The sequence below is a fragment of the Aquirufa sp. genome (assembly GCF_044239315.1).
Lineage (GTDB): Bacteria > Bacteroidota > Bacteroidia > Cytophagales > Spirosomataceae > Aquirufa.
The window spans coordinates 21,449-45,361 of the sequence record NZ_JBIIBQ010000010.1 but is presented as its reverse complement, the minus strand read 5'-3'; the positions used below and the strand labels follow the sequence as shown (position 1 = coordinate 45,361).

The following is a 23,913-nucleotide window of genomic DNA, read 5'->3' as shown; positions in this document are numbered from 1 at the left end:
ATTCTTATTTTGAAAGTCAAAACCTATTCTGCTTGACTATGAAAAAAGCTTTATTCCTTTTAATAAACATAATATTATTTCTGAGCTACCTTTCCAACGGCCAAATTGCTTCCTCAGAGAGTAATACCACCTTGTTTATTAAAGAAGATGGTAGCCTTTGGGCATGGGGAAATAATTCGAGTGGACAATTAGGAGATGGAACTACAACAAATCGGAATATTCCGGTAAATATAGTGCCTAACTCACAATGGATTTCTGTAGCAACAAGTAATAATACATCATTTGGGATTAAAAGAGATGGAACCTTATGGGCTTGGGGACTAAACAATTCAAATAAATTCGGGAATAATAATTCATCAGAGATACAAAGATTAGTGCCTGGGCAAGTAGGCACTGACAATAATTGGAAATTTATCACCACTAATGGAAATATTGTTGTTGGGTTAAAAACAGACGGGACACTTTGGAATTGGGGCAGCAATGGAAACGGAGAATTAGGAGATGGTACGACTGTGAATAAAGGTGTTCCTACTAAACTCGGAACTGAATCTAATTGGTCTAGCGTAACATTATCAAATAATTCTACTATCGCTATCAAACAAAATGGAACTCTATGGGCTTGGGGTTTTAATGGTGGTACTTTTGGAAATAATTCTACAAACAATTCTAATGTACCCATTCAAGTTAATTCAGATACAAATTGGAAAATAGTAGAGGCTGGTAGCAACCATGTTTTAGCAATCAAACAAGATGGAAGCTTATGGACTTGGGGAGGTATTAACATAACAATAATTGGAATAGGTACGTATAACATATCTTCCCAACTTACGCCTCTAAGAATTGGAACTGACAATAATTGGAAAAGAATTTCAGCAGGGTATCTAAGCTCAATGGCAATTAAATCTAATGGTTCCATTTGGTCATGGGGTATCAACAATCAAGGTGTAAGTGGGAGACTACCGGGGGAAATTACAACGGTACCGACTCAAATCGGCAATGAACTTAACTGGGAAAATATTTATCTTGGTTTTAATTCCTCTATTGGTATAAAATCAGACAAAAGCATTTGGATTTGGGGATCAAATCAAAGTGGGCTCCTTGGTTTGGGAATTGATTCTTTCAAAAAAACACCAGTAAGAGTTGAAAGTACTATTGGATGGAAAGAGATATGCCCTAACAGTAATGGGACCACTTTCGGAATAAAGTTAGATGGAACCTTGTGGGCCTGGGGCAATAATAGTTCCGGGATTTTTGGGAATAACACAAAGGCAAGCACTAACACACCTATTCAAATCGGCACTGGAACAAATTGGAAATCGATAGTAGCTACCTGGGGTAGCTTTGCTGCCATAAAAACAGATGGTACGCTCTGGACTTGGGGAGATAATACAAATGGCTATTTAGGTACGGGAAACACTATTTCAAGGTTGACCATCGCTCAAACTGGAATTGCTACCGACTGGGATAAAATTTTTGCTATTGCTAGTAATGTTTATGCAATTAAAACCAATGGCAGTTTATGGGCCTGGGGAGCCAATTGGGGTAATTCAATTTCTAATACTACAACTGATAATATTCTTTCACCAATCCAAATTGGAACTGATTTAAATTGGAAAAGCATTGGAGCCAATTTTATTAACACAATTGGTTTAAAAACAGATGGAACATTATGGAGCTGGGGAGAAAATTGGGCCGGCCAATTAGGTTTGAACTCCTACACAAATTACAGTACTCCTCAAAGAATAGGGAATCTGTCAAACTGGACAGCAATCTCAACTAGCTATGAGGGAACAATTGCCTTAAATTCGAGTGGGAATCTATTGTCATGGGGGACAAATTCCCAAGGAAATCTAGGTTTTGACCCATCGACAACAAGGCAAATTTTGTTGCCTACTCAAATTTCAAGTTTAAACAATATAAGGACTGTTGCATCATCATATAACCATTCTGGTGCTATCAAAACAGATGGTTCACTTTATACTTGGGGAAAAAATGATTTTGGAAATTTAGGGAACGGGACTGTTACCAATAATTTTACTGGGACCAGAGTAGGAACAGAAACCAATTGGGATAAAATTTATGTCGGACCCTCATCCAGTACTTTTGCAATTAAATCAGATGGCAGCCTATGGTCATGGGGAAATAACTTGGATGGCGACTTAGGCATTGGAGAATTTGGATATATATCAACCCCTACCCAATTATTTGCCGCAACTACTACCCCTAAACCTAAGATTTTTGCCAGTGCAAATTCTAGTTTTCAAATTAAAGCAGACGGAACTCTGTGGGCTTGGGGTAGAAACGATCGAGGACAATTAGGAATTGGCAACAAGATTAATCAAACTTATGCCACACAAGTTGGTACATCAACAGATTGGTTAATGGTTGCAACAGCAAGTACATTTACTATTGGTCTAAAGAAAGATGGTACCCTTTGGGGATGGGGGCAAAATGGAGTCAATGGTTTATTAGGAATCGCCGATGCCAATACAACTGAATCATTAGTCCCCATACGAATTGGAACATCAAATGATTGGAAATCAATTTCTGTTGGTGGGAACCACAGTATTGCACTTAAGTCTAATGGTACCATATGGGCATGGGGATTTAATGGTAATGGACAATTAGGCGATGGGACAAGCACTACGAGAATTTCTCCAGTTCAAATTGGATCAGATTCAGATTGGTCCGAAATAGCAAGTAGTAATAGTACCTCATATGCAATAAAAAACAATGGAAATTTATTTGCTTGGGGTAATAACTTCTCGGGAGAGATAGGTGATGGAACTAGTGGAAATAACAGAAATTCACCGACTAGAGTAGGCTCCTCGAACGATTGGATAAAAATAGCGAGTGGATATGCATATGCCATGGCGTTAAAAGCAAATGGAACTTTATGGGGTTGGGGATATAGTCAATATGGTCAATTAGGTAACTCTACCACATATGTCAATCCTATACAAATTGGAACTGATACAGATTGGATAGATATTTCTTTGTCAGCACAAGGATCTTTCAGCTTTGCATTAAAGGCTAATGGAACCTTGTGGTCGGCAGGATTGAATACCTTTGGTCAATTAGGATTAGGAAATGCCACAGATAACAGTTTGTTTACCCAGGTAGGTAATAGTACGAATTGGTCATCTGTCGCAATGGGATCAGAGCATACATTAGCATTAGATAATCAAAATAAACTTTATTCTTGGGGATATAATGGCTATTCTCAATTAGGAAAAAAGACATATTTTAACACTAATATTAAACAAGTGGGCACTGATTTAGTCTGGGATAAAGCTTATGCTAGTATTTCATTTTCAGGGGCCATAAAAAAAGATGGCACTCTTTGGAATTGGGGAAGAAATCAATTTGGTCAGTTAGGTGATGGTACGGTCATAAATAAAGAGAATCCAACTTTAATTACTAATTCTACTAATTGGAAATCGGTTTCACTTGGCTTTTATCATGGATTAGCCTTAAAAACAGATGGTACACTTTGGGCTTGGGGATTAAATTCTAGTGGCCAATTAGGGGATGGGACAACTATTCAAAAAAATAGCCCTATCCAATTAGGAATATCGACTGACTGGAAATTGACTGCTGCAGGAGGTTCAAGTTCCTTCGCTTTAAAAAATAATGGTACTTTATGGGCTTGGGGAAATAATGCGAATGGACAATTAGGAAATGGGAATAACACAAGTTCAAATATTCCGATCCAAATAGGCAATAATTCGGATTGGGTTTCAATATCTGCTGGGAATACTCACACTTTAGGATTAAAATCCAATGGAACACTATGGGCTTGGGGAAGAAATCAATTAGGCCAATTGGGAAATGGGACTTTAACACAAATAAATACGCCCATTCAAATAGGTACTAGTGCTGATTGGATTGCTATCCAAGCAGGTGGTGAATATTCTATTGCTCAAAAAAGAGATGGGACAATCTGGACGTGGGGATCCAATATTGATGGTGAATTAGCTGATGGTACGACAATAAACAAAACATCACCTACTCAAATTAGTTTAAACAATGTAACTAAGTTTTCAAATTCATCAGCAGCAGACCATAACTTAATACAAAAATCAGATGGTACTCTTTGGTCATGGGGTGCTAATATTGCTGGACAATTAGGTAATGGAACGGCTTCAAATAATCCAAATCCTACACCCACTAAAATTAGTATAGATACTGACTGGAAAGAATTTGCGGTAGGAGCCAGCCATACACTTGCGACAAAATCCGATGGTAGTTTATGGTCTTGGGGGAGTAATATCTATGGCCAATTAGGGAATTCTAATTCACAATTCTACACTCCCACTCTTGCAAAACCAATCGTAGAAATTACCCAATCAAGTAAATCAACCTACTGTACAAGTGGCACCATAGTGCTTACCGCTACCGAAGGAGGACTATCTTATACCTGGTCCACTGGTGCCACTACACGATCCATCACCATTACGACGAGTGGATCTTACAGTGTCACAGTCACCTACCCAATTGGTGATGTTAGCACTTCTACTGAAACCGTAGTTATTCCAGCTATACCTAGCACGACGCTAAGTACCACTGGTTCGATGAAGGTTAATCGTTTAGAAGATCTAAAAACCTATAAGCTAACCGTGCCTTCTGCAACAGGTGTTTCTTACCAATGGCTTAACAATGGGGTTGCCATTCCTGGAGCTATCTCGAATAATTACGTCCCTAAAAAGAATGGCACTTATTCGGTAAATATCACGAATACTTTTGGCTGCGTTTCTTCATCTGTTTCACAAACCGTTACCTATGCCTTATCGGAAACGCTCACGCCTTCTGCTGTTTTCGCTGGAGGAAATAGCAGTTTCATAATTAAACCAAATGGGACCTTATGGGCATGGGGTAGCAATATCAATGGCCAACTAGGAATAGGAAATAAAATCAACCAAAGCATTGCGGTTCAAGTGGGAACAGCGAGTGATTGGAAAATGGTAGCTTCTTCAAATTTATACACTATCGCTATCAAAAAAGATGGTAGTTTATGGGCTTGGGGTTTTAATGGAAGCTCTGGATATTTAGGATTAGGAGATGCTACTATAGCAGAATCATTAGTTCCGATACGAATTGGGGTGGCAACTGATTGGGAATCTATTTCTGTGGGATTTAACCATATCATTGCGCTCAAAACAAATGGAACTATTTGGTCTTGGGGATATAATTTTGATGGACAACTTGGTAATGGAAATTCCACAACCTTATTAAGTCCTACACAAATTGGTACAGATACAGATTGGGCTTCTATTTCAGCAGGAGGATATAGTTCCTATGCCATTAAAAATAATGGAAGTCTATACGCTTGGGGGCAAAATTCATCGAGGCAGCTAGGGGATGGAACTACTGTTTCAAAAAACATCCCTACTTTAATTGGTAATTCAACTGACTGGGGGATGATTAAAGGCAGTAATTATAGTGTTCTTGCACTTAAAACAAATGGAAGTTTATGGGCTTGGGGATTAAATTCCGATGGCCAATTAGGGAATGGGACCTTAGAAAATATTTCAGAACCTACACAAATAGGTACAGATTTAAATTGGACTAACATTGGCTTATCAATTAATCATGGATTTGCCCTGAAGGCAAATGGTACCATTTGGTCTTCTGGAAACAACTTTTCAGGTCAACTTGGACAAGGAAATACAAATAACTCTACTTCATTCACGCAAATAGGAACCAGTAATTCTTGGAGATCTTTAGCTCTAGGAACTTCCAATTCTTTAGCTTTAGGAACTACCTATTCTTTAGCACTAGACAATCTAAACAACCTATATTCTTGGGGTGATAATTTTAGTGGACAACTAGGAAAAGGGAATACTTACATTGCCGTTCCTAGACAAGTCGGTAATGATTTTAGCTGGGAAAAAGTATTTGCTGGACTTGTTCATTCAGCCGCAATCAAAAAAGATGGAAGCCTTTGGATGTGGGGAAGGAATAGATATGGGCAATTAGGAGATGGTTTATCTGCAACCAATGTTGATATTCCCAAACAAGTGGGAACAGGAAAAGATTGGAAATATGTATCCTTAGGTGGATACCAGACTCTTGCCATAAAAGCCAATGGAAGTCTATGGGGTTGGGGATTTAATTCTTCCGGACAACTAGGTGATGGTACAATTATCCAACGGACTACTCCTGTACAAATAGGTACTGCTACCGATTGGAAAACGGTTTCAACCGCACTAACTCATTCTGTTGGAGTGAAAACAAATGGAACTATCTGGTATTGGGGAAATATTGCCTCTGGTACATTCTCGATTACTTCATCAATTCCAATTCAAATAGGATCCGCTTCTGATTGGACTGCCATATCTGCAGGTTCAAACCATGTTTTAGCATTAAAATCGAATGGAACCCTATGGGCATGGGGATTAAATAATTTTAGTCAACTAGGATTAGGAAACACAACAAATATGAGTACGCCTACTCAAGTGGGAACTGCTACTGACTGGGACTATATTCAAGCTGGATATAATAGCTCACTGGCTGTCAAAAAAAATGGAACTGTTTGGCTTTGGGGAAATAATGTTGAGGGTGGACTTGGTGACGGGACAAATACTAACAAAAATGCGCCCACTCAATTACTAGCCCTAAATAATTCGATTAAATGGCCGGCTTCAACACTTTCAAATCATTTGATGACCTTAAAGTCAGATGGTAGCCTGTGGCTATGGGGAAATAATGCAAATGGACAACTAGGTGATGGTTCTACAACTAATAAAAATATACCTCAAAGATTAGGAACAGATTCAGACTGGACAGATATAGCTGCGGGGAGAGATCATTCGCTTGCAATCAAATCAGATGGAAGTCTTTGGGCTTGGGGTGATAAATACTATGCACAACTTGGGGATGGTAAATCAATTTTCTACTCCCCTACTTTGGCAAAACCTATCGTCGATATCACTTCCTCGGAAAGAAAAACATTCTGTCCTGGTAGCACTGGTGGTATATTAACAGCTTCAGGGGGTGGACTTTCTTATACCTGGTCTACTGGTGCCACTACACGATCCATCACCGTTACTACGGGTGGTTCTTATAGTGTCACAGTTACCTACCCTATTGGTGATGTCAGCACTTCTGATCCTTATATTGTTCCAGTCTTACCTAGCACGACTATAAGCACCACTGGTTCGATGACAGTTAATCGTTTAGAGGATTTAAAAACCTATAAGCTAACGGTGCCTTCTGCAACAGGTGTTTCTTACCAATGGCTGAACAATGGGGTTGCCATTCCTGGTGCTATCATAAATAATTACGTGCCTAAAAAGAATGGCGTTTATTCGGTAAATGTCACAAATACGTTTGGCTGCGTTTCTTCATCTGTTTCGCAAACGATTACCTATGCCTTATCAGATACGCTCACGCCTGCAAAAGTTTTCGCCGGATCTAATAGCAGTTTCTTAATTAAACCAAATGGTACCTTATGGGCCTGGGGAAATAATAGCTTAGGACAACTAGGAATAGGCAATAAAATAAATCAAAGTATTGCCGTTCAAGTGGGAACAGCGAATGATTGGAAAATGGTGGCTACAACGAGTAGTTTCACCATTGCTCTTAAAAAAGATGGCAGCTTATGGGGTTGGGGACAAAATGGATCCAATGGATACTTAGGTCTTGGAGATGCGACTATAGCTGAATCCTTGGTCCCAATTCGAATTGGAGTCGCTACTGATTGGGAATCCATATCTGTCGGATTTAACCACAGTGTTGCGCTTAAAACAAATGGTACCATTTGGGCATGGGGGTATAATTTAAACGGACAATTAGGTAATGGAAATTCTTCGACCTTACTATCTCCTACACAAATTGGTACAGATACCGATTGGGTTTCCATATCAGCCGGTGGAAATAGTTCTTATGCAATCAAATCCAATGGACAACTTTTTGCCTGGGGTCAAAATAACCAAAGCCAATTAGGAGATGGATCAACTATCAATAAAAATACTCCAACTCAAATAGGTAATTCAACAGACTGGGCAATAATCGATAGTGGAAATAATTATGTTTTCGCTTTAAGAACGGATGGAACACTTTGGGGCTGGGGAAATAATTCTTATAATAGATTTGGTAGTACAACATCGAGTACTGTTTTAAATCCTACTCAAGTAGGTGCCGAAACCAATTGGTCTAATTTATATATTCCACCTTCAGGATCTGTAAGTTTAGCTATCAAATCGAATGGAACGCTATGGGCAATTGGATTCAATGCTTATGGTCAGCTAGGTCAGGGTAATTCAGGAAACTATAGTGGTTTGACACAAATTGGAAATGCCACTAATTGGAGATCTGGCGCCGTTGGTTCTAACCATGTTTTGGCTCTTGATAAGCAAAATAATGTCTTTTCATGGGGTTATAATCTTTCAGGACAACTAGGAAAAGGTAATTTTTCTTATAGTACCAATGTTAGACAAGTAGGCACTGACTTGACCTGGGATAAAATATATACAACTACCTACCGATCTGCAGCGATTAAAAAAGATGGAACATTGTGGGCATGGGGCAATAATAGCGAAGGTCAGCTAGGAAATGGATCAGATAGAAATTTAGATGTACCCGTTCAAATAGGCACAAGTGCTAATTGGCAAACTTTGTCTTTAGGTTATAATCATTCAATTGCTTTAAAAAAGGATGGAACTTTATGGGCATGGGGAGCAAATAATGTTGGACAATTAGGAGATGGTACTACTACTTCTAAAAACATTCACATACAAATAGGAACTACATCGGACTGGGCATATGTGCATGCCGCTGAACAAACTTCATACGGCATCAAGAAAAATGGGACGCTTTGGGCTTGGGGAGCAAATTTTTATGGTCAATTAGGAAATGGAAATACCGCAAATTCTAGCATACCGATTCAAATTGGAAATAATACTGATTGGGTTTCGATCTCTGCTGGTTGGGGTCATGCCATTGGATTAAAATCCAATGGCACTATTTGGGCATGGGGGTACAATTTTAATGGCCAATTAGGAAGTGGAAACACTACAAATACTACTATTCCGATTCAAATAGGTAATGCTAACGATTGGGTGTCTATTGAAACAGGAAGCGATCAATCCTATGCGCTTAAAAAAGATGGAACTTTATGGGGATGGGGCTATAATTTAAGAGGTCAACTAGGAGATGGAACAAACACAAATAAAAATATTCCTACCCTAATTAACATAAATAGCATCAATAAATTATCACTTTCTGGTTTATCCTATCATAAAATGCTTCTAAAAACAGATGGTAGTATGTGGGCTTGGGGAAGCAATTACTATGGTCAGCTTGGCGATGGTAGTATTATTGATAAAAATACACCTACTAGGATAGGCACTGAAACCGATTGGAAGGAAATTTCAACAGGGGGCAACCATTCTTTAGCCTTGAAAACAGATGGCTCTCTCTGGTCATGGGGCTTAAACGTATTCGGAGAATTAGGAGATAGTAAAGCCTACTATTACACCCCTACTTTAGCAAAGCCGATCGTTGAGATTGTAAATACAGGCAAAAAAGTATTCTGTCCAGGTGGAAGTGTGGTGTTAACTGCCTCTGATGGTGGACTGTCTTATACGTGGTCAACGGGGGCGAAGACTCAATCTATCACGGTTAATACTAGCGGTAATTATAACGTTACCGTTACCTATCCGATAGGTGATATCTCGACTTCTGAATCAACTACCGTTACCATGAATCCTTCACCTGACGTAACCATTACGACTACGGGATCTACTTTCGTATTCAATCTGACGGACACGAAAACCTATACTTTGAAGGTACCAGTGGTGACAGGAGCGAAATACCAATGGTCTAAGGATGGTACTGTCATTACAGGGGCTACAACTGCTGAATACATTCCACAAAACGATGGAAGTTATACCGTGAACGTAGTCAGTCCGTTCGGGTGTATCGCTAATTCATCTGCTTTAGTAGTGAAATACGAGCTAGCTGATACAGATGGGGATGGAATTAAGGATAACGCAGACAAATGTAATAATACTACTGCTGGGGCCATCATCGATGCGAATGGTTGCGAAATCTTTAATCTACCTGCGAAGAATTATACGATAGGGATGGGATCTGCTACCTGCGTAGGTTCAAATAATGGATCTATCCAAATAGCCTTCGCAAACAAAAACTACAACTACTTAATTAAAGCGGTAGGAGTCTCTTCTGGCTACTCAAAACAATTTACTTACAATACGACAGAAACGGCAGCCTTAAACATCACTGGTTTAGCAAAAGATACCTATTCAGTTTGTATTCAAGTATTAGGAAAAGAAGGCTACGAACAATGTTTTGATGTGATTATTACAGAGCCTGCGGCGCTGAAAACCAATAGTGTATTCAATCCGAGTTCAAATACCTTAGTATTGAATTTATCAGGTTCTGAATCCTATTCTATTTCAGTTAACGGGGTTACAGAAAAAGTAACTGGGGCTACATATTCAAAAGTTCTTTCGACTGGATTGAATAAAATCAGCGTATCTACTGATTTAGGATGCCAAGGCAGGCTCGACCAAGAGATCTTTATCTCTGAACAAGCACAAGCATACCCGAATCCAACTTCAGGTAAGGTATCCATTTATGTTCCAGGTTCTGATCCATCGGTTCGAGTATTGATTTATTCATTGGAAAAAACAATCTTAGATGAGTCGCGCGATCTCGATAATTCGAGAACCATCACTTATGATTTATCTAAAATGGATTCGGGCACCTATGTTATTCAGGTTTCGGGATCACATGTTAACAAGACTCTAAAAATTAGTAAGCAATAATATTATGTCAAACTTCAATCGATACATTGCTTTGGTATTAGTATGGGGATTAGCTGCATGTGCAGGTGGTGGAGGGGATCCTGCCCCTGCACCCACGCCGCCTACTCCTCCTACTCCTACCGTGAATCCTCCTACGGCAGCGAGCTTATCTTTACCAGAAAAAAACAAAATCTGTGAGACAGGAGTCTCTGTCTCTACAAACCAATCGGAAGTTACCTTCACTTGGGCCGCCGGTACAAATACTGAAAGCTATGATTTACTGGTGACGGATTTAAACACGAACGCGGTACAGACTTTTTCGAACATAACTGCCCCTAGTCGGAAAGTCACCTTGAATAAAGCCACTCCATATTCCTGGAGAGTGATTTCAAAAACTACTAAAACCACAACAACGGCCACGAGTGAATCTTGGAATTTCTATTTAGCGGGTTCTTCCATCGTAAATTATGCTCCCTTCCCAGCTGAAATTACAGCTCCCATCTCTTCTATTTTCGCCACGATCACCAATGGTAAAGTAACGATCAGTTGGAAAGGGAGTGATCCGGAATCTGATCCTTTGACCTACACCCTATTCGTCGACTTAGTGGATGGAAAACAAACACCTATCGCACAGTTCACCAATATCACAGCCACCAGCATGGATGTTCCAGTACAAACTGGAAAGGTGTACTTTTTTAGGGTTAAATCTTCCGACGGAAAGAACTCGAGTTATTCAGTCATTTATCAATTTAGAACTTAAGGGTGCGGGAGAGATAGGATACTAGTCGAAAATTGATAGCTTGTAGCTATGAATCAAATCGACGCAAACTGGGTAACCGCCCAAACAATACGCCGAATTTTGTAAGCTAATCCATTAAAACCAGATGGTGTCGCAAGCCCTTTAATTTAACTGTAGGCCAGCCATTCACTAATGTGGGCTCTACTCGTTTTCCATCTAATAACCAACGTTTGTAGCTACCAGTTCTGGGACTAAAATGCATCGTCCAAGGTTTTGATTGCTTTAAATCATAGGTACTTCTTTTTGCTGAACGAGCATACGAAACAGTCACTAGGTTATCACCTATTTCCACGTTTTTAATAACCCCAGAAGGTAAGGAATCCGGCCAGGAGGGCTGTAAATGTATTTCTTTTTTATAGGCCAAAGGTTGAATCCCGAAAAATTGTTGAATCACGGGCACTTCGAATGCAAAGCTGTTCCAGGCCTGAGTCATCATCCCATAATCGGGAGAAACTTCATAGATGGAACCAGGTAAGGCAAAAGAGAAGGTCCGCAACATGCTTTGGACTAAATCATAAGCAGCATTCGGATGACCATACTTATTCTCTGAAATCGCCTGTACTCCAGTGGGCAAAGTCATTACGGTTCCGGTGTAAGTAAATTCGGATTTCCCTACTTTGGCAGCATACGATTCCGCTTTATCTGAATTCTCAGAACGATCAATTCCGGTTACATACATCCCAAATTTATTGCGAAACTTCTCCGCGGTTTTCAAGGCTTCAGAGGCTTTTTCAGCATCAGCCAATCCCGTCTCCATGGGCGTATTCACTACCCAATTATGGTGAAGCACAAAACCCCGTTTTGTTGTATCTGGGTTCGCGCTGATCTGTTTTTGCAAAGCCTGTAATTCTTCGACTGCCCAATTATTATTTAATCCTTTCGCCCGTTCGATAGCATCTTTCGTTAATTGCAATGCTTGGACTTTAGTGCCCCTGAAATCTGCATACGAATTAGAGGAGGGTACCCAAAAATCGCTATTAATTTTTAATCGAATAGCTTCGTATTTGGCATAATAATCACGAGATAAGTCTGTGCGACCTAGTTCAAGAGCCATTTTGGAAGCATCTAAAAAGGCCTTAGCAGAGTAAGCAGCCACATCAATCATCTCAGAATCTAATCCGTGAATCTCCATCATTCCATTCCCATCCGGTATACTGTTTTGATCCTTATCCTGCTGCATTAGCCATTCGAAGCCTTTTTCAACCAGGGGAAAATACTTCGCTAAAAATGACCGATCGCCCGTCCAACAATACACCTTGTAAATCAAGGAGGCAAATTGCGGTGTCTCATTCACATTTCCTGGATTATAGACTGCTCCATTTGTACTGACTTCATGCACAATGCGACCGTTTCCATTCGTTTTTTCAGATAGTTTCGCTATCAAATCAATCGTGCTGTAAGCAATATCCTTTCTGCCAGAGGAAATTAATCCTTGCAATGAATAAGTCATATCCCCACCAAAAAACCAAGGATAATCAGGCATGCCTGCCGTTATTCCACGACCTATGCCATCTACATCAGTAGTGAGCCAATCCGCATTGTACTTTAACCAACGCATCGCCTGGGTTAACCGTGCATCTGATAGTTGAATTTCAGATTTTGAGGCTATTTTTTGATAGCGTTGTTTTTTTGCGAGGGCTAGTTGAGCGCCATTTTCCAATACATTCGAAAAAGTAGCTAAAGCTTCTGCCTCAGAAGTGACAGAACCAGCAATGACAAATGGAATCGATAAACTTCCATTCGCTGGAATTTCCAACGAATAAGTGGATTTAGAAACGGCGGCGTTCGGTTTTGATGGGTTTCGAGGTAAGGCCACAGATGTAGCAGAAAAGGAGCTACCCACCACGGTGAACCAATTATTTGCAGAGTCCTTCACCACCGTTTTACCTTTAACAAATCGCGCTACATCCTTCGAATCTACCATTCCAGTTCTTTCCCCTATCCACACAGGTCTCAAGTTCGAACGTGTCACTAAAGAAAACTTAATGGACTTTTTGACTGGTGTTTTATTGGTAAAAACATATTCTACATAGACTGCCTGCTTACCATCAGGAACAAATTGAAATCGTCTAACTTGAATTTCTGAGCCCGCGTAAACTTGCTGATTTGCAAACGGATAATTAATAAACTGCGAGGCCTGATCAAGTTGAATTAGCTTGCCTCGATCCAGATAAGATGCTTCGAATCCGTCTAGTAATTTTATTGGGTGCGCCCAAATCCCTCCCATCTCATCCTTCACATGCCATCCTAAAGGGGGAAATGTCCCGTCCTGGTGACCCACGAGATATAATTTATCGCCAGCAGTGACGAAAGGAGTAGCTAAATAGGCCGCGCTCCCCTTGATAGATTCAGATGACGCAATTAAATCGGACACCGATTTTTGAGCGAATAAGCTAGTGCTTATCAATAATAAAATAAGAAGTCTCATAGAACCTGAAATTAATCAAATTCTATGAGACCTTATCTATTTACTTTTAAACGCCTAAACTCCAGCCCTCGCGATACGTACGCTTAACGAACTGATTCGCGGCGTCAAAATTCGTCACGCGCATATTTTCATTATCCCACAATAATTTCGTGTTCGAACCTGGATAGTGATTTCCTTTGCCGGTCGGACGAGGGAATGGCATATCTGCCACTCGAATGGCTAAGTTTGCCATCAAGATGGCTTCCGTTAATGGCCCTGCTAATTCGAATGGAGAGCTTAATTGCTTGTTGCCATAACCGGCAATCGCACCTTCCACCCATTGAGCGTAGTGTCCATCAGCGCTGCCCGGAACGCGCTCTAATTTTTGCTTTACTTTTACTTCTTGATTTCGCGTCAAAGGCAATAATCGCGGATTAGCAGCGTATTCACTGGCCATCATTTTTCCTTTTGTACCGATGAACAAGATACCTGAGTTACCATCGCCAAATAGTTCGTCAGGTCCTAATTCCTCCGGACGTTCTGGCTTAATTCCACCGTCCATCCAATGCATGGTCACTGGTCCCTTCGTCTTCGACGTTTTAGGGAAGGTTAAGGTGGCGTGACTTGATGGAGGGCAGCTGTCTGGGAATACACCTCTTTGGCCAAAAGCCGTAAACACACTACCCACACTCGCCTGCACATCAGAGGCATATTTAAGTCCTAAAACACGGAAAGGAGCCTCCATTAAATGGCAACCTAAATCACCTAGAGCACCTGTACCGTAATCCCACCAGCCTCTCCAAGAACCCGGAATTAAATTGTCCACATAGTCTTTATAAGGTGCAGTTCCTAACCATAAATCCCAATCCAATCCTGCCGGAACGGGTGGCTTCGCAGTAGACCAAGGAATTCCTTGTGGCCAAATAGGTCGATTCGTCCAAATTTGGACCGTATGCACATCCCCAATAATTCCCGCATCAAACCATTCAACTAACTGCCTAACTCCATCTCCGGAAGACCCTTGGTTTCCCATTTGAGTCACGACTTTGTATTTATCAGCCGCCGCCGTTAACATGCGCGCCTCATAAATATCGTGAGTCATCGGTTTTTGAACATATACGTGCTTGCCTAATTGCATAGCAGCCATCGCCTGAACGGCGTGGTTATGATCTGGAGTTGAAACAGAAACCGCATCGAAATTTTTCGACTCGACCTCCATCATTTTTCTCCAATCCTTGTAATATTTTGCTTTAGGATAAGCCGCTACTGAATCCTTTGCTTGACGGTCATCTACGTCGCATAAAAAAGCAATTTCTGCCTTTCCGCTTTCATAGAATTTTTTCAAATCCGACTTTCCCTTTCCTCCTACACCTATACCCGCTACGAGTAATTTGTCACTGGGAGCTAAAAATCCTTTTCCGCCCAATACGTGGCGAGGAACAATAAAAAAACTGGATGCTAAGGCGCTTTTTTCCAAAAAGCCACGTCTGGAGATGCTCATGATTCAATCGTTTTATAGGTTTATTTGTTCCAAATTAGAAAAAATAAACTTATAAACTACTATAAATCAATCAATTCAAGAATTTTTCTGGATGAGTCTCCTCGTGTTTGGTGTGATCTTGGTAAAACTGAGCAATACGCAATAAAGTACCCTCATCGTATAGTTTTCCTACAAAAGAAATACCAGTAGGCAAATTATTTTTAGCGTCTAATCCAGTGGGCACACACACAACGGGATGTCCGGTTAAATTCGTGATTGCTGATTGATTTCCGCCACCGCGAGAAGGACAGATAATCGCATCATATTGTGACACAACTTTGTTTACTTCTTGCATAAGTAAATACCGGTGACGTTGTGCATTAATGTACTCGACAGCTGGCACAAATCGAGCCGTTCTGAATTGATTAGGCCAATCGTATTTGGTTTGGCGGGTAAGTTGATCATCGATATTTTTACGCGTCATCTCATCAAATTGTGCGGCACATTCTGCTCCGATCACCACATCCATGATGTTAAACGTATAGGCTTTTTCATCTGGAAATTCTACTGGAATTAGTTCCACACCCTGTTTTCTAAGATCAGCTAAGACTTTCCATTCGCTGCGTGTGGTGTCTTTTATTTTGTCAAAATAATTCTTCGCATATCCGATTTTCATCGCTTTCAGAGGCCTATTCGATACGTAATTAAAAGGCATATTAACTGCCGCAAGATCCTTTCCATCCGTCCCATGTAAATAATGAAACACAATCGCCGCATCGTTTGCGGAACGGCAAATAGGTCCTACTTTATCTAAACTATAACTCAATGCCATCGCACCCGAGCGACTAATACTTCCGAAGGTAGGTCGCAAACCAGTAGCACCACAAGTGGTAGAAGGCGAAACGATGCTGCCCCAGGTCTCGGTACCTATCGCAAAGGGAACTAATCCGGCGACCGTAGCCGAGGCAGAACCTGCCGAGGAACCAGAAGAACCATAGCTTAGGTTCCAAGGATTTTTTGTCCTACCGCCATACCAGTAATCACCCATCGCTAAAGCGCCTAACGTGAATTTGGCGACTAAAACGGCCCCTGATTCTTTCAATTTCGAATAAACATAGGCATCCTCGTCGATCACCTGATCCTTATAAGGAGCAGCTCCCCAGGTCGTCTTTGTGCCTTTCACCGCGAACAAATCCTTCAAACCATAGGGTATTCCATGTAATAAACCTCGGTATTTACCACTCGCTATTTCCTTGTCAGCCTGACGTGCCTGTGCTAATGCCAAATCCTCCTGAATACTAATGACGCATTGCAAAGTCTCTCCGTGTTTCTTGATTCGTTCAATAAAGAACTGCGTTAATTCGACCGAAGTGATTTGTTTTGACTTGATTAAATGCGCGAGCTGATCGATGGAATAAAAAGCTAAATCATTGCGATTTTTCGGCAGGATTGAGCCAACAGCAGGCCAAACCACCGGTCGCTGCGTCTGATCAAATTTCATTCCTGGAAGCTTTGGATTTTGCCAAAGACTCAAGGGCACATTGTTATTTAATGACAACGCATGCATCGCCTTATAGTTCGCTAGATTATCCACCACATCTGAATACAGCGTATCTAATTCCTGGGTAGTGAATTGAATATCAAACAAGGACGCAGCCCCAGATAAATCCGATTTTGTCTGTGAGAATAATGGGCTAGAAAAAAGCAGCAAGAAGGCGATTTTTTTCATATTACTGGATAAATAGTTTAGCACGCTGTTTATTTATTTGAATGAAATAATTCCCTTTGGACATATGCTCTACTGAAATAGTCGTTGAATTTAATCCCTTGGTTTGAGGTAAATTTTTCTGAAATACCTCACGACCCATCGAATCCATCAATTTGAGTATTGTTTCACCTGCTGCTGCGGAATCCCAGTCTAGTTTTACTAAATCACGAGCAGGGTTTGGATAAAGCTTCAGACTTTGAGATTCCTGCTCCACGCCCAGGATATTAAAATCGGGAGTGGACCAAGGTACTAAACCCAGATTTGTTGTATTCCATGCCACATTAGTCAGTAAATGAAACTCTCCTGGCAATAAACTCATCTTTGCCTCCGCATCATTTACTTCAAACGATTTTCCACTAAAATAATCGTACCATGTACCTGTTTTAGGAAAGCTAGCAGAGATAACTTGCGGATTGATATCCGGGTTAGCGATGACCAACAAGTGTTCTGATCCTCTTGTTAATAAATTTCGCTTCACTACAGAAAGCGAACCTACGGTAAAATCAGTCGTTGTAAAAATTGGTTTCGACGTTTTTAAGGCTCCCAACTGTTGATATACTTTTAATAATTTTGCACGCTCAGAATCCTGAGCATAGTTCCACTTCAAGGGCTTTACCCCAGTTCGACCATTCTCATTGATTGACACATCATAACCCAACTCGCCAAATTGCCATATCAGTTTAGGCCCTGGAATGGTGAAAAAAGTGGCTGCTGCCATTTTCATTCGCTCTATTCTTTCTTGGGCTGTAAATGTCTTTTTAGCCCCAGAAGCTATTTCCACCATCAATCGCTCCTCGTCATGCGATTCGATGTAACTCATGACGCTAGGGTTCGTAAAACCTCTTGTCTTGTAAGATATTTGGCTTAAATCCTGTGTATAACCTTGAACTACACGCGTCATGTCAAACTTGCTATTGCCCCACAAAAGCATGCCATAATTTCCTAATTCATTCTCTTCATTATTTGCGGCAAAATGCTCTAATATGACATATGCGGACGCATCATAGCTACGAATTTTATCATAAATTCGTTTCCAATTGCGCACACGTGATCCATCATATTGGCCCCATTGACCTACATTGCTACCTGATGGCGTTTGTGTGAAACCTTTGGACAAATCAAAACGATACCCGTCTATCTTATATTCCTCTATCCAAAACTTAGTTACCAGATCAACCAGCCATTGCGTATGTAGGCTCTCATGATTAAAATCAAAGAAGACACTAAAGGGATGCGTCGCAGTAGGATTGAAGAAAGGACTCGATGCCGTAGGTTTAGCCCCATCCCAGTACATCTTTACATAAGGATTCTCAAAATCTGCCTGGTTCAAAACGATATCCATAATGACCGCAATCCCATTTTCATGGCATTTATCAATCAAGTATTTCAAGTCATTCTTTGTCCCATAAGCCTTATCTGGCGCCGTATAAAAGATGGGATTATATCCCCAAGAATCATTTCCTGAAAACTCTGCCACCGGCATTAATTCCAAGGCATTAATCCCTAACTTCTTCAAATAACCGATAGAATCAGCCACCGTTTTATAACGGCGATCAGCTACGAAATCACGAACTAATAATTCGTAAACATGTAAATTAGAAGGAGATGGACGCGTAAAATTAGTCGATTTCCAAACGTATGGTGTGGATCCCGGCTCAAAAACCGACACAATCCCCTTGGCCCCTACTGGATAACTTTTAAGGCCAGGGTAGGTGGTAGATGTGATGAATTTATCATTGTTAGGGTCCAAAATCTTTTCAGTTAATGGGTCCGCTACCGCTAAATTGCCGTCCACCCAATACTGATAGGCCACCTCTTTGCCAGGCACTTGAACTCCTAAATCAATCCAATAACGCAAGCCATCGGCAGTACGCTTCATTAAGTAGCCGGGTAAGGCAGACCAATTAGAAAACTCGCCTATCGCATAAACGAAAGAGGTAGATGGAGCATAAAAACAGAGGATCACTCGATTCCCAACATAATTTATACCATCTTTAATTCCTGCAGGCAAGGCTTCTGTAACAACCGTTGGCTTAGTTAAAATACGCACGGAATCTTTTATTGTCGAAGACCCAGCTATTCCCTCTAAAATCAGCGTATGTAATTTGCCCTTTTCTGTTCCTAATGCATACGTATAATTGATGGAATCGGAGGCTGAGGCGGTGGCTAGCACTGTTCCTGCAGATTTTAAACTAATCGATGAGGAGGCCGAAAACTTAGCCCTGATGGAAACAGATGTCCCCGCATCCGCTAGAGTAAAGGGCTCCGTAGGGGATAACCATTTCAAAGAATACGAACCTGTAAAGAGCGGAAAAATAAAATCTTCCGTTTGCGCTTTACCATCCCCACTTTTTAATAGTAATCCTAATTTAACAATCGGATTTGCAGCTGGTACATTAAAGTAGGTACGTGGGGTAAGTTTAATCGACCATTTGTCATTGCCTAAGGAGGTCATCCGTCCTTTTTCAAAGGGGACACTAAAATTAGTTTGACCTGCGGGCTGGTATTTAAATGCATCCCCCGTCGCTAAATCCCCTGCACCTGACCATAAAAAAACATCGTTTGTTTTCCCTAAAAGACCTGAAGCTCGCGAATCTTTCGCGAGCTTCAAATCAAAAATCAAGGTAATCTCTTTATCTCCAGTTGGGAAAATTTCAACAGTTGAAACTTGGGCGTAAGTAGAAAATGATAAAAGTAAGAAAAATAGATACCTCATCGGATTTCAAAAATTTGAGCTGATTTTGCTGGGACATTTAAAGTTTTCCCGAAAAGAACATCGGTCGATTCCATCACATTGTGCGCCTTCGCACCAGCTGGAAGAATCTCTTCGTAATGACTCAAATCAAGGTTACGAGACTCTGCGTTTTTATTTAGAACCACCATTACTTTGGCCTTATCCGTGTAACGGAAATAGACATAAATGCCATTACCTTCACCAGCATTCTCCGGGCCAAAATGCAACAATTTACCCTTGTGAATCGCCTCTGATCCTTTTCTCCAAGTCAAAATCTTTTTGAAGAACTCTTGAGTCGCTTTCTCATCTGCTGTCATGTTCGCACCTGTAAATGCATTTTTCGCATCGTCTGCCCAGCCGCCCGGGAAGTCCCCGCGAATTTCGCCGTGCTCAGACGACTTCGGATTAGCCATTAAAATTTCTGTGCCATAAAACACCTGTGGGATTCCGCGCGTGGTGAAAATATAGGTCATGGCCATCTTCAATAAGGATTGATCATGTTTCATCTGTGTAAAAACACGCGACATATCATGGTTATCCATAAACACGACTAAATTATCTGGATTCGCATATACTAAATCACTTGAGATAACGCTGTAGATTTTGTTCAACCCTTTACCCCAGTCCTTATCATTTTCATTCATCGCCTCTGAAATCGCGTTTTGTAACGGAAAATCCATTAAGGCTGGAAGCGATGATTTATAGCCATCGCGATTTACTTTTCCACGTTGCCAATAGGATGTGATGATCGGATTAGACGACCATTCCTCTCCTACTAAGTTCAGATTTGGGTATTCATCTAGAACTGCGTCTGACCACATTGTCGCAAACTCCTTCGTAGAGTAGGGATATGTATCGATTCGAATACCGCCTAAATGTGCATATTCAATCCACCAAATCGTATTTTGAATAATGTACTGCTGCATAAATGGATTCTTCTGATTCAAATCTGGCATCGCTGGCACGAACCAGCCTTCAGACTGTAATTTTGCATCGTACTTAGACACGTGCGGATCTTGAACTGTTTCACGGCGATGTGTAGTGGAAACAAATTTACCTCCATAATTAATCCAATCGGTAAATGGCTTATCATCCATCCACCAGTGGCCATTTCCAGAGTGATTCAAAACAACATCCTTGATCAAATACATCCCATTCGCCTCCATTTTTCTCCCTAACTCACGGTATTCTTCATTTGTCCCAAAACGACGGTCAATCTTATAATGATCCGTAATCCCGTATCCATGGTAACTTTCTAAGGTTTGATCATTCTCTAACACCGGCATATTCCAGATAGCGGTGAATCCCATATTTTTAATGTAGTCCAAATGATCGATAATTCCTTTTAAATCACCTCCATGGCGATCATATAGTGCACCGCGATTCAATGACATGTCCCGCATTCCGGCTGCTTTATCATTTGCCGGATTACCGTTTGCAAAGCGATCAGGTGTAATTAAGTAAATCACATCTTTCGTGGAATATGAAGAACGATTAGCTGAATTCTTAGCACGAGCTTCTAAAGAATAATTGATGGTGTGAATCACTGCACCATTCTTTTTAATGACCAAAGGATACGTTCCAGCTTGCGCATTAGGTGCAACTACTAAATCAACGAATAAATAGTTGGGGCTGTCGCCGTTGGTTACTTTCTTAACGGTTAAACCAGCTTTAGTGGATGTTACTGCACCACCCTTTAAGTCTTTGGCTTTAATCAATAACTGTAAATTCGGGTTCTTCATTCCCACCCACCAATTCAATGGTTCGACACGTAAATCTTGAGAGACAAGGGAGAATGAGGCACAAAAAAGGAGGCCTAGGAAAAGGACTTTTTTCATAAAATAATTTGATAGTGAATGATTGAATGGTTTTGATATACCTATCACGAAAATAGAAAAAAATAGTGAAATGAAGGAACATTCTCGGAAGAATCCTATAAAATAGATGCGCCGATAAGTAAAATATGCCCGATAAATTTGGTATTATTATTCAAATATGAGATATTTGCTAGGAAAATGAGCCTCAGTATCCCAAACTACTAATTATTCAAATAATACAAATATAAATTACCTCTTTTATGTGTGGAATCGTAGCGTACATCGGAAAACAAGCAGCATACCCCGTTATTTTAAAGGGTCTGAAGCGTTTAGAATACCGTGGATATGATAGTTCAGGTATTGCATTATTCGGCGATATGGTGAACACATTCAAGAAAAAAGGCCGCGTAGCGGAGCTGGAAGCTTGGGATGAGGAAATCATTTCTGAGGCGACAGTGGGTATCGGTCACACGCGTTGGGCAACCCACGGAGAACCTTCTGATGCGAATGCGCACCCACACAGCTCGAACAGTGGACGTTTGACTTTGGTGCATAATGGCATCATCGAAAACTATGGTTCATTAAAGCAAGAATTAGTTCAGAAGGGCTATACATTCAAGAGTGAGACGGATACAGAGGTTTTGGTCAACTTCATCGAAGACATCCAAATCAACAATAATTCTTCGCTGGAAGAAGCCATGCGCATCGCATTAAAGCGCGTCGTAGGTGCTTACGTCATCATCGTGATGGAAGAAGGCTTCCCGAATCGCTTAATCGCAGCCCGTAAAGGTTCTCCTTTAGTAATCGGTGTAGGCGATGGCGAGCATTTCTTAGCCTCTGACGCCTCCCCTATTATCGAATACACGAAGAAAGTAATCTACGTAAACGACTACGAATTAGCCATCATTTCTCCAGATGAAATCATCTTGAAGAACTTAGGTAACGAAAACATTACACCCTATATACAACAATTAGACATGGAATTAGCCCAAATCGAAAAGGGCGGTTTCGACCATTTCATGTTGAAAGAAATTTTTGACCAACCAGGCAGTTTAACGGATTGTTTACGTGGCCGTTTGGACATGGAAAACTTAACCTTAACACTAGCTGGCGTAGAGGAGCACATGTCCGTGTTCTCTCAGGCAAAACGAATTATCATCGTGGCGTGCGGAACGAGCTGGCATGCGGGTTTAGTCGCGGAATACATGATTGAAACTCTTTGCCGCATTCCGGTGGAAGTAGAATATGCATCAGAATTCCGTTATAGAAATCCAGTTGTAGGCGAAGGAGATGTATTAATTGCTATTTCCCAAAGTGGTGAAACAGCCGACACCCTCGTTGCGATCGAAAAAGCGAAAGAAGCGGGAGCCTTTATTTTTGGGGTAGTGAACGCCGTAGGCTCATCCATTGCTCGTTTATCTCATTCAGGTGCTTACACACACGCTGGTCCAGAAATCGGCGTAGCAAGTACAAAAGCATTTACGGCACAATTAACCGTCCTGGCGATGATGGCCATCAAAATTGGTCGTGAGAAAAAGACTGTTACGGAATCCGAATACAATCGCTATTTAGCTGAATTAGCCTTAATCCCAGAAAAAGTAAAGGCTGTATTAGAAACACACGAGTCCATCAAAGAAGTAGCGAAGCACTATGCAGAAGCACGTGACTTCTTATTCTTAGGTCGCGGATACAATTTCCCAGTGGCTCTTGAAGGCGCTCTAAAACTAAAGGAAATCTCGTATATCCACGCGGAAGGTTACCCAGCGGCAGAAATGAAGCACGGACCTATCGCGTTAGTAGACGAAAACCTACCGGTTTTATTCATCGCTACTAAAGATGCTTATTACGAGAAAATAGTTTCAAATATTCAAGAGATTAAAGCCCGCAAAGGAATGGTGATTGCCGTTATTTCTGAAGGCGATACCCAGATCCGCGATATGGCTGATCACGTAATGGTAGTTCCAGAAGTGGACGAGTTATTAGCTCCACTAATCTCTGTGATTCCAACGCAGATCCTTTCGTACTATATCGGAGTCATGAGAGGATTAGATGTGGATAAGCCAAGAAATTTAGCGAAGAGTGTAACCGTAGAGTAGTTTGGAACGGTTAAGTTTTATATCTTACTGCACATAAAAA

At 40.9% G+C, this 23,913-nt stretch carries 8 protein-coding genes; 3 read left to right on the top strand and 5 right to left on the bottom strand.

Annotated elements, in window-relative coordinates:
• Positions 1–38 precede the first annotated feature (38 nt).
• Both ACILP5_RS05235 and ACILP5_RS05230 read left to right on the top strand, forming a co-directional pair.
• Entirely contained in the window at positions 39–10,793 is a 10,755-nt protein-coding gene (locus ACILP5_RS05235; protein WP_395617603.1) for a T9SS type A sorting domain-containing protein, read from the top strand.
• Between the two features lie 4 nt (positions 10,794–10,797).
• Positions 10,798–11,532 carry a hypothetical protein gene (locus ACILP5_RS05230; RefSeq protein WP_395617602.1) on the top strand — a complete coding sequence of 245 codons (735 nt, stop codon included), beginning with the start codon at positions 10,798–10,800 and terminating at the stop codon, positions 11,530–11,532.
• Between the two features lie 106 nt (positions 11,533–11,638).
• Here the strand turns inward: ACILP5_RS05230 and ACILP5_RS05225 are convergent, their stop codons facing one another.
• From ACILP5_RS05225 to ACILP5_RS05205, 5 genes are all read right to left on the bottom strand, one after another.
• Entirely contained in the window at positions 11,639–13,999 is a 2,361-nt protein-coding gene (locus ACILP5_RS05225; protein ID WP_395617601.1) for a glycogen debranching protein, read from the bottom strand.
• Positions 14,000–14,045: 46 nt separating this feature from the next.
• Positions 14,046–15,479, bottom strand: a complete 1,434-nt coding sequence (locus ACILP5_RS05220) for a Gfo/Idh/MocA family protein (protein ID WP_395617600.1) — start codon at positions 15,477–15,479, stop codon at positions 14,046–14,048.
• Between the two features lie 70 nt (positions 15,480–15,549).
• Positions 15,550–17,187 carry an amidase gene (locus ACILP5_RS05215; protein ID WP_395617599.1) on the bottom strand — a complete coding sequence of 546 codons (1,638 nt, stop codon included), beginning with the start codon at positions 17,185–17,187 and terminating at the stop codon, positions 15,550–15,552.
• A 1-nt stretch (position 17,188) separates the two neighbouring features.
• Complete coding sequence (locus ACILP5_RS05210; protein ID WP_395617598.1) at positions 17,189–19,942, bottom strand: alpha-amylase family glycosyl hydrolase; 2,754 nt, start codon at positions 19,940–19,942, stop codon at positions 17,189–17,191.
• On the bottom strand, positions 19,939–21,798 hold the full coding sequence (locus ACILP5_RS05205) for a glycoside hydrolase family 13 protein (protein ID WP_395617597.1): 1,860 nt from the start codon (positions 21,796–21,798) through the stop codon (positions 19,939–19,941). The genes ACILP5_RS05210 and ACILP5_RS05205 overlap by 4 nt, the downstream gene beginning before the upstream one ends.
• Positions 21,799–22,037: 239 nt before the next feature.
• Here ACILP5_RS05205 and glmS point away from each other — a divergent pair, with 239 nt between their 5' ends.
• Positions 22,038–23,873: a glutamine--fructose-6-phosphate transaminase (isomerizing) gene (gene glmS / locus ACILP5_RS05200; RefSeq protein ID WP_395617596.1), complete on the top strand. Its 1,836-nt coding sequence runs from the start codon at positions 22,038–22,040 to the stop codon at positions 23,871–23,873.
• The last annotated feature ends 40 nt before the right edge of the window (positions 23,874–23,913 follow it).